Below are 7,692 nucleotides of genomic sequence, written 5' to 3'. Positions count from 1 at the left end.
TACTTCTTCCTGAAGATAAAAGCAGCGTTTCCCGGTAAAGCGCGATGAACCTAATAAAATGGGTTGGAACCTGAGTGAAGTCAAAGTCATTCTGAGTCAAGGTACGGAAGGTGGCTTGGCTAGCGGCGATCTGGAGAAACTATTTACAGACGGCCTTTGCAGACTGGATCAGGAGCTAAAGGAGCTAAAGGAGCTCGAGCGACTTCGTGATGACATGAAAGGCACAATCCAGCTTTGGAGACAGATGCCTGATGGTGTCCCCAATGGCCATTCGGTCCAAAAATTGATTGAGCAGTGGGGCTACTGGCAGTCCTGACCATTAATCGCTTGACGCTTTGTGAAGCGCGCGCCTTACTTTCTCGAAAAATACTGTAAACACAATTACCTGATTTATTCTATTTTAAGCGCCGACCGCTCAGAGTTTTCCTGGCTACGTTGTAGCTTTGCGTGCTTGATCCATACTCGACCATCACGCCTTGTAGTGTATGGTCGGCTTCCAGTTGTGGGACAACGGCTCGTCGATGGCAAACTTCATTAATTCAGGAACCCTCCTGAATAAGAGCAACGAGATCATTTCGAATCTCCTCAGCGCTCAGATCAGATCTCATTAACAATCGGGGATCGCCCTCACGATCAAATACATAGATCGCGCTGCTGTGTGACACGGCGTAATTCCCGTCGGGGCCAGGTTCTTCATAACCGAAGGTTGTCCGATATCGTTTGGCCAATTGGCGAAGCTGGGGTTCTTCTCCGGTGAGCCCAACAATATTGTCACCGAAAAAATCCACGTACTCTGCGAGGCGCTCAGGCGTGTCACGTTGCGGATCGACACTCACGAACAAAGTGAGCACTTCTTCCTGAAGCTCGGGGGCCAGGCCACTGGTTGCTTGGTTGAGTTTTTGCAGTGCCGTCGGGCAAACATCGGGGCATGAGGTGAATCCGAAAAACAGCATTTTCACGCGGCCGTTGTAATCATAGCCAGACACCGGCTCGCCCTGGCTGTTGATCAGATCGAATTCCAACTCGGGCATCAGGCCACTGATACTTGTTCCGTGCCAATCCTCCTCATCGTTGCCAAAACAACCCGTCAGCAATATGGCCATCACCAGCGTAGAAACGGCCGGTACGATGTTGGTGCTCGGTTGCCAGAAACGGGTGCTCATGACGCTGTTTCCTCCAGTTTTTGGGAATGATTGGTGTACTTTCCGTCCTGATGCATGGCGCGACGAAGGATAAGCAGAATGCCGAGAATGCTCATCATGGCCGGTGGAATGTAGGTCAGCAGGCCACCAAGGAATTGATCGACCTCGGGATCCAAGGGCCAGGCGCGGCCACAGACCTCGTAAACGTCGTAGACCATGTCACGAGAAAACACGATCCCTGCTCCCAGAATCATTTGAAGCACACCTGCGACAGCCAGGATCAGTATGCGTTTGCCATACCCCAGGGACGAAGTGATAGCCGGTGGCCTCGGGTCAAAGATCAGCCACCAGAACAGCAGGCCGTCCAGCAACATGCTCCAGTTCATGACCCAATACAGGTTCCGGCTGAGCATGGCGTCGAAATGGATCGATGGCCAGAGCCAGAAATAAATCAGTCCGACAAACAGGAACAGGGCGATAAAGGGTTGTTGCAGAACTTTATAGATCCAACCGAGGGGGCGTAACGCATGCTTCCAACGTGGGCTGATTTTAGCGAACCAGAACCGCATGACCGGCAAGGGGTTGGACAGGGCGATCAGAATCGGCCCAATGTGATGAAGAATCAGGTGCTGGCCCCGATGGACGAAGAACATGTATTGCGCATAGTAATCGAAGCGGGTCTGCATCACCGCATAACAGATCATCACCCCCAGGGTGAAAGCAAAGATCCGCAGTGCGCCTGGCCGGTCCTGTTCCGGCATCCGAAATAGCCCGACGCCATAGAACCCCATCACGAGCATGTAGCTCAGCACGGTCAGCGGCGAGAAATCGTAGGGTAAAAGGTAGTCAAGCGGTGACATAGGTTTGCCAGCGTTAGTTTTTTATTGCGATGACTCTACCTTGGACGTTACCAGGTCGTACAGTTCCTGAGGGCCCAGGCGGTTCAACTTTTCTCCGTTGACGTAGAATGTCGGCGTACCGGAAATTCTGACCGCTTTAACGTCCGCAGCATCCTGCTGGATGATGTCGTCGATTTCAGACGCGTTCATACTGGCACGGGCGGCCTCAACATCGAGCCCCGCTGACTTTGCTGCATCCCATGCTGCCGTGACATCGGGATCGTCATGCCACTGGGGCTGGGCTTCCATAACAGCGTCAAGGACCGGCTCGTAGATTCCCTGTTGGCGAGCGGTTTCCAGGATCCTGACAGCTTCTTCCGAGCCTTTGTGAAACAGCACGTAGCGCAATACCAGGCGCACTTGGTTCGGGTACGTCGCCATAATCTGTTTTACGTAGGGGTACATGGCGCGACAGCCTTCGCAGGATGGATCGAAGAACTCGACAATGGTGACGGGTGCGTCTTCAGGACCAATAACGGGTGAGTAATCCCTCACCAGCGGCGTTTTTTCAACGACGGCGGGTTCGTTAGTGCCCTCAGAGCGATCGTATAAAACAAAAGCGGCTGCGAAGATAGCCAGACAGAGCAGAACGAGACTTACGACCAGGGTTCGGGTCCGCACGTGTTAGATCTCCATATTTTTAGTTTGGTGAAGTTGGACAACAAGGCCGGAAAACAACAGCAACGAGGTAGGCCCAGACCTGATGGCGTTCAATCGTTTCCCGCATGGAGCGCCTAGCCTTGTTGGTTCGAAAATCAGATGGATGATGAATGATGCGCTATCTCACGCAGTAAGGTGCGCCACCGACGCTGGCGGTAGCGGTAGAAAACGTGTGCGTAGAGCCATACTACTATCGTGAATACCCCTGCCTCTATGTTCACCTCATCACTGTAGGTGCAGGCCTTGCTTCCATCAGGGGCCACCTGAATGACGTGGTTCCAGACGGGGACCAGGCCTCCGCCTTCCTCAGTCGCAAGAACTCGCTGATCGTCGTCAATCCTTTCAAACGTCAGGGTGTGTTTCCATGCGGGGATGAAGCCAAAAAACAGCAAGCGTGTGACTTCTTTATTTCCTTCTCGCCATTGTTGCGGAAAGCGGCCAGAATCTCCAAAACCCAGAAGACCCTTGCAAACAAACAGCAGCGTACTGCTTTGTTTGACCAGCGCCCAGACGTGATCAGCGGGCGCTGGAAAGGTAGTTGCCAGTGTCAGTTTCACGCTCACATTCCTTTTCAATGAGTCAGCGACCCACAATGGGCATCGGTCGGGCATTGATCATCTCCGCGCTCCCACTGGATGGTCGTATGCTGGATGCCAAAGTGCTCGTTCAACATTTCCGTAGCCTCACTGATCACCTGGTCGTCACTCTCTGGGTCTGGTTTCACCAGGTGAACGGTCAGCGCATTTTCGGTGGTACTCAGAGCCCAGATGTGAAGGTGATGGGCTGATTGCACGCCGGGCAAACTTTCAAGACGCTCATGGACAGCCGAAGGATCAATCCCCTTGGGAACAGCATCCACCGCCAGGTTTACGGAGTCCTTCAGTAACTGCCAGGTGCCCACAAAGATCACGACGGCAATAACGAGACTCACGATCGGATCAATCCAGGTCAGGCTGGTGAACATCAGTATCGTGCCAGAGATCACGACGCCTACCGACACTGCGGTGTCTGCGGCCATATGCAAGAAAGCGCCCCGGATATTGATGTCACCTTTCTGCCCTTTGAGAAAGAGCATCATGGTTGCGCCGTTGATCAATACGCCAATGCCAGCCACGATCACGACGGTCAGCCCAGCGACGTCGGCAGGATCTGTGAGGCGCTGAATGGCTTCCCAAGTAATACCACCGACCGCGGCGATCAGAATCAGAGCGTTAAACAAGGCCGCCAGAATGGTGGTTTTCTTCAGGCCATAGGTCTTGGCGTAGGTCGCCGCTTTGCTGGCCAGCCAGCTGGCTGCCCAGGCCATGATCAGCCCCATCACATCGCTGAGGTTGTGGCCGGCATCGGCAAGCAGCGCCAGCGAGCCGGATATAACCCCGTACACCGCTTCGATGACGACAAACAGAATATTGAGCAACACCGCAATCGCAAAGGAGCGGTTATGGGTGTCGAAATGATGGCTATGGTCGTGACCGTGACTGTGGTCGTGCATGTTTGCCTCTATCAATGATCAACAAGACGTTGGCCTAGTTATGGACCCTGTAGCAACTTCAGGGTCAAGTGTTTGCCACTGAATCGCGATGCGCAGTAAGAAACCCTACTGATCACACGCTTTACTCAGCACCTCTGCCAGATCCTCGGGCACTGGCATGGGGGCAAAGGCGCTGACGTTTGCGCGACCGGTGTTTCCGACCGGAACCCAAATTCGGGAAAAGATCAGGGCGGCGATGGTTCGAATAAACTGTCCCAGCACTTCGCGAACGTCTCTTGTCCGCCAACCCAGCCTGAGCATTCGTAGATGGGTTGCGGCGTGTGCGAGAGCATATTTCTGGCTGAGGATATGGGCGCGTTCAAGATGAGAGAAGGCTGTCTCGAGATCACCCGCCCCTTCCGCCATGCGTGCCGCTTCAAGCTCCGCAAGATAGGATGCCTTCAATTCACTGTGCATTGATGTCTACTCCCCATGGATTGCCAAAGGCGATCCGATAATCGACCACCTGCCCCCGAAAGGTTCAGCCTTTCAGTGCCAGTATGCGTTTGGCACCCATCAAGACGATGCCACCAACAATTCCGCCAATAACCAGGTCTGGATAGTTGGAACCGGTCCAGGCAACGAGCAGCCCCGCAAGGATTACCCCCAGGTTGATGACCACGTCGTTGGCCGAAAATATCCAGCTGGCTTTCATGTGAGCACCGCCCTCACGGTGTTTTGCGATCAGAAGAAGGCAACTGATGTTCGCAACCAGAGCAACAGAGGCGACGGCCATCATCATTAACGACTGGGGATCACTGCCGAACAGAAAACGCCTGCCAACTTCAACCAGTACACCGGCGGCAAGGATAAGCTGGAGAAGGCCGGCAACATGCGCCGCTCTGACCTGCATTTTGATGCCATGCCCAACAGCGTAAAGCGCGAGACCGTAGACGGCAGCATCGGCAAGCATGTCTAGCGAGTCTGCAATCAGGCCAGTAGACTGGGCGATCAGGCCCATAGTCATCTCGACCAGAAACATCAGACCGTTGATCGCCAGTAGAATCCATAAAGTGCCGGATTCCTCGGTTTCGTTGGCATAAGACGATTCAGCCGCTCTGACGGAGTCAGCGCTGGCCTCCTCTGTCTTATCCAAGGAAGCGCCCAGACCCAGGGTTTCCAGTTTGCTGGTAATAGGGTCGGGGTCGCCTTGATGGATAACTTCCAGCTCCCGATTCGACAGATCGAATGACAGTGACTGAATGTTGTCAAAGCCATCGAGAGCCATTCGAATCATTCGCTCTTCCGACGGACAATCCATTTTTGGCACTTTATAGGTGCTGAGCTGGGCCCCAGGTGGGGTGATGACGGGGTTCTGAGTGTCATTATCCGTAGCAGTTTCATCATTGCCACACTGTCCGTCACAGACGTTGCTCATTTTTGCGGCTCCGGTTCTCGAAAGATGAAGCAATTTAAACCCTGTAGTTACTACAGGGTCAATGATTAACCAGTGGCTTAATACGAGACTCTTGATTTGGCCGATATTAAAAGGGCCACTAAAGTAGAGGGAAGTGATTTTGTAGCCCAGAAGGCTTCTTATTCGCTGCGGCGGGATCGTAAGCTTGACGCATAGTCTGGCGGCGCGGACGAAAGATAGACGTCAACCTACATTAAGCGGGCATATGACTTCTTTGGCGGGAAGGCTGCGGCACAAGTCACGGGTAAGGATGTCCGGGGCATTCTCAGATGCCTTGTTGGCAGGCGATGGTTACAAGAGCACCTTCAAGGCCGACTACAGGTGGTCTGTAAATAAAATGCTGGAAGAGACGGTTTGCGTAAAAAAGTGATATTGGTATAAAAATTATCAGTACTCCCTGAGTATGGAAGAAAGCAGCAATGCGAAAGGCGGGTTACGTACATCTAATCGACCAGTGTTCTATCTCGGCGGTCAAGCCAGGAATTTCGGTAGAAGTTGCTACTGTTACCCGCAAGGAGGTCCTCGGTAACACCTTACTGGTACCGCCCACGATGGTTCCCGCGCCGGAGGACTTGCTTGGCCATGTGGCGTTTGCCTTAAAGCATGAGGGGATGAACCTTCAGGTTTTGGCTCAGGTTCTGCCTCTCATCCCTGAGATCGATATTCGTTGCGCTATTGACTCGTCCCCGAATAGCCAGTATCTGCGTAAAGCCTGCTTTCTGTGGGAGCATTTTTCAGGTCGTTCGATTCAACGTGCAGTCCAGAACATACGGCAATCGTATGTTCCGCTGTTTGATTCCAGCCAGTACGTTACTGGACCTGGTATCAAAAACTCTCGTTGGCGGGTGACGTTCAATGGCCTGGGCTCGCTAGACTACTGTGTCACAGTTAGGCGTACGAAGCCGATCGAGTCGCTGCTAAACCAGGATGTGCTTCAACGGAACGAGCTGTTTTTCAAGTCTCTCCCTCAGACTGTCGCGGACAGAACGCTGGCCTGGGCCTATTGGACTGAAACCTGGGACTCTTGGGCCATTGAAAACGAATCACCGTCCGAAGGGAGGGCCGTTCGTTTCGTTAATCTCCTAAAAAAAGCACGCTATCGCGACAGACTGGACGAAAGTTATCTAGTAGCCATTCAGAATGACCTGGTCAGCAATGCCTTGGTTCGTGCAACGGCCTTTCGAACTGAACAGAACTATCTCAGTAATGGGTTGCCAGGAAGCTTGGGTGTAACGTATGTGCCGCCAGATCCCACACTCGCCCGACAACTGATGGATGAGCTGATGGCGATGGCCAACGCATCTCCATCCAATGTTGACCCTCTCGTGTTGGCGAGCATTGTCTCGCTCGGATTCGTGTTTATACACCCTTTCATGGACGGCAATGGACGCCTATCGCGTTTCTTATTTCACCAAGTGCTGCGCTCGCATGGAGCGCTCGATGACAGCGTGCTAATACCCGTATCGATCGTGCTGCGGCGGGGCGAGAGCGAATACTTGGAGGCTCTGAGAGCATTTTCAGAACCCGTCACGCGCTACTGGAGGATACGGTCTAGAGATGAAAAGGGGTTAGCGCTCACTTTCGAGGGACACCCCGCACTTTATCGTTACTGGGACGCAACCAAAGGCGTCGAATTGATGTTAAATGCTACGAAGCTTGTGATTGACCAGGATCTAAAGCGAGAGGTTGTCTTCTTAAAGCGCTACGACGAGATCTACCGGCGGATTGACCAAGAGTTCGATGTGGTCAACATGGATTTAACTCGACTGGTACGGTTCTGTTTAGAGCAGAACGGCCAAATATCAGGTGACCGACGAAGACAGTTCGAACACAAAGTTCCTCAAGAAGTTTTTGACGCATTGGAGCAAGCGTACCATGCAGTGATGAGCAATCGAGCGGAAGGGTGATAGGTAGCTACCAACCGTAGGCGCCCGATAGCGCTATCGGTCCACTTGTTTGCTGACGGCTGATCTGCAATCCTCTGAAAGTGTAGTTGCCCCCGCTAAACCGGACACCACCTCATTCGTTTGATGCCAGTTCCGC

The 7,692-nt window shown here is 53.0% G+C and carries 9 protein-coding genes; 2 read left to right on the top strand and 7 right to left on the bottom strand.

The window, feature by feature from the left end:
• The first annotated feature begins 58 nt into the window (after positions 1-58).
• The gene (locus RO069_RS08385; protein WP_328186693.1) at positions 59-316 is read left to right on the top strand and encodes a hypothetical protein; all 258 of its coding nucleotides are present in this window, start codon (positions 59-61) and stop codon (positions 314-316) included.
• 223 nt (positions 317-539) lie between these two features.
• On the opposite strand, the gene RO069_RS08380 is transcribed toward RO069_RS08385, so the two are convergent.
• The 7 genes from RO069_RS08380 to RO069_RS08350 form a co-directional block, all read right to left on the bottom strand.
• Entirely contained in the window at positions 540-1,163 is a 624-nt protein-coding gene (locus tag RO069_RS08380; protein ID WP_328186692.1) for an SCO family protein, read from the bottom strand.
• The gene (locus tag RO069_RS08375; protein WP_328186691.1) at positions 1,160-2,002 is read right to left on the bottom strand and encodes a cytochrome c oxidase assembly protein; all 843 of its coding nucleotides are present in this window, start codon (positions 2,000-2,002) and stop codon (positions 1,160-1,162) included. Before RO069_RS08375 ends, RO069_RS08380 begins: the two co-directional genes overlap by 4 nt.
• 21 nt (positions 2,003-2,023) lie before the next feature.
• Positions 2,024-2,662: a DsbA family protein gene (locus RO069_RS08370; RefSeq protein WP_328186690.1), complete on the bottom strand. Its 639-nt coding sequence runs from the start codon at positions 2,660-2,662 to the stop codon at positions 2,024-2,026.
• Between the two features lie 134 nt (positions 2,663-2,796).
• Entirely contained in the window at positions 2,797-3,258 is a 462-nt protein-coding gene (locus RO069_RS08365) for a hypothetical protein (protein ID WP_328186689.1), read from the bottom strand.
• Between the two features lie 14 nt (positions 3,259-3,272).
• Positions 3,273-4,193 (bottom strand): cation diffusion facilitator family transporter, encoded by a 921-nt coding sequence (locus RO069_RS08360; RefSeq protein ID WP_328186688.1) that lies wholly within the window; start codon positions 4,191-4,193, stop codon positions 3,273-3,275.
• 105 nt (positions 4,194-4,298) lie between these two features.
• The gene (locus RO069_RS08355; RefSeq protein ID WP_328186686.1) at positions 4,299-4,649 is read right to left on the bottom strand and encodes a DUF3703 domain-containing protein; all 351 of its coding nucleotides are present in this window, start codon (positions 4,647-4,649) and stop codon (positions 4,299-4,301) included.
• A gap of 64 nt (positions 4,650-4,713) precedes the next feature.
• Positions 4,714-5,610, bottom strand: a complete 897-nt coding sequence (locus RO069_RS08350; protein WP_328186684.1) for a cation transporter — start codon at positions 5,608-5,610, stop codon at positions 4,714-4,716.
• Between the two features lie 458 nt (positions 5,611-6,068).
• On the opposite strand from RO069_RS08350, the gene RO069_RS08345 reads away from it, so the two are divergent.
• Positions 6,069-7,556 (top strand): Fic family protein, encoded by a 1,488-nt coding sequence (locus RO069_RS08345; protein WP_328186683.1) that lies wholly within the window; start codon positions 6,069-6,071, stop codon positions 7,554-7,556.
• Positions 7,557-7,692 lie beyond the last annotated feature (136 nt).

Source organism: Marinobacter sp. OP 3.4 (assembly GCF_036224885.1).
Lineage (GTDB): Bacteria > Pseudomonadota > Gammaproteobacteria > Pseudomonadales > Oleiphilaceae > Marinobacter.
This window is presented reverse-complemented; position numbering and strand designations above follow the sequence as displayed.